A 1,730-nucleotide genomic window follows, 5' to 3' on the forward strand; every position below is an offset into this window, starting at 1 on the left:
ACTTTACCGGACCCAGGAGAGTCCGTTGTACCACCGAGGTGGAGACGGGATTTGAACCCGTGTAGACGGCTTTGCAGGCCGCTGCCTCGCCTCTCGGCCACTCCACCAGGAGTTTGACTCCGAGCGGAAGACGGGATTCGAACCCGCGACCCTCACCTTGGCAAGGTGATGCTCTACCACTGAGCCACTTCCGCGTGAATCCCCCGCGAACTCGCGGGGCCACGGGAAAACCATATCGTCTTCGCGGAGTGCCCGTGCGCAGCCCGAGCCCCGTGGGGCGAAATTCAGCGGATGACGCGCACATCCTTGGCCTGGACGAACATGACACGATGCCCGAGCTGGATCTGGTGGTACCGGACGGACCCCGCGACCCGCACGTGCCTGGCCGGGTTGAAGGCGCCGGCCGAGTAGAAGGAGCCGGTGACCGTGCCGCCCAGCGAGTACGACTGCCCCGGCCCGATCCGGTACTGCAACGGCGTCAGCGGCTGCACCCCGCCGCCGTGGTACGCCGACCGCTCCGGGTAGGCGCGGCCGTACACCTTGGTGCCCGCGGCCAGCGGCGTGACCAGCGGGCCCTTCGCCGGCACGGCCGTCGGGGCGGAGGACGGGTTGAGAAACCAGGCCCGCTGCCCCAGGTACCAGATCGCCGTCCAGTCGCCCTGCCGTCCGGCCACCGCGAACCGCTGCCCGGTCGAGGCGCGGGCGCTGTGGTCGTACACGCTGTACGTGCTCGGCTTCCCGGGGTGCTTGCCGGCGTCGTTGACCAGCGGGGCGCTCTCGCTCGGCCGGGTGTGCAGCCACACGCTGGCCGCGCCGTGCTCCGGGCACCGGCGGCCGGGCTTGGTGCTGGCGCAGCCGGTGTAGTACGGCCGGTTGTCGTCGTAGGACGGCCGGATGATCACCGACGAGCCCGTCCCGTCGCCCTTGAACGGGTGGTTCATCAGCTCGAAGTAGTGGGCCCAGTCCCAGTAGGGGCCGGGGTCCTCGTGCATGCCGGCGACCGCCTGCGCCGTGGCGCCCGGCACGTTGTCGTGGCCGAGGATGTGGGCGCGGTCGAGCGGGATGCCGTACCGGCCGGCGAGGTAGCGCACCAGCCGGGCCGACGACCGGTACATCGCCTCGGTGTACCAGGAGCCCCTGGCCAGGTAGCCCTCGTGCTCGATGCCGATCGAGCGGGCGTTGAAGTCCCAGTTGCCGGCGTGCCAGGCGATGTCCTTCGTCGGGACGTGCTGGGCGACGTGCCCGTCCCGGGAGCGGATCGTGTAGTGCCAGCTCACGTACTTCGGGTTGCCGATCATCGACGGGATGCCCTGGTAGCCGCCCTCGGTGTCGTGGATGACGATGTAGTCGATCTGGCGGCGGCCCTCGACCCGGTCGTGGTTGCCGTAGCCGCGGTCCTTCTTCCTGCCGTACCTCTCGTACGCGGCCGGCATCCACTCGCACCTGAGGCTGCTCGGGCACTCGGCGGACGAACCGGCGGAGGAGTCGGCGGCGGTCAGCGGCAGCTCGTCCTGCGCGGGCACGTCCCAGTCGGACTCGTCGGCCGACTCCGAGTCGTCGTCGCCCTCGGGCTCCATGTCGGAGAAGAAGAACGGGTCGTCGTCCTCGTCGTAGTCGTCGCCGGTCGGGCTGCCGTCGCCGGTCGCGCTCTTCGCCGGGGCCGCGGGCGGGCGCAGGCCGGGCACGGCGTCCAGCCGCACGTCGAAGCCGTCGTCCGTGCGCCGCGCGAC

1 protein-coding gene and 2 tRNA genes are annotated in these 1,730 nt (G+C 70.7%); all 3 read right to left on the reverse strand.

All coding sequences use genetic code 11. The annotated features are described in order from the left end of the window. Positions 1–36: 36 nt before the first annotated feature. Positions 37–107: transfer RNA gene (locus tag ACWCSD_RS52335), tRNA-Cys, on the reverse strand. Between the two features lie 15 nt (positions 108–122). Next, a tRNA-Gly gene (locus ACWCSD_RS52340) sits at positions 123–194 on the reverse strand. 90 nt (positions 195–284) lie between these two features. After that, the coding region (locus tag ACWCSD_RS52345) for an N-acetylmuramoyl-L-alanine amidase (protein WP_449927355.1) at positions 285–1,730 on the reverse strand (1,446 nt) is incomplete at its 5' end.

The organism is Nonomuraea sp. NPDC001684, assembly GCF_053596515.1.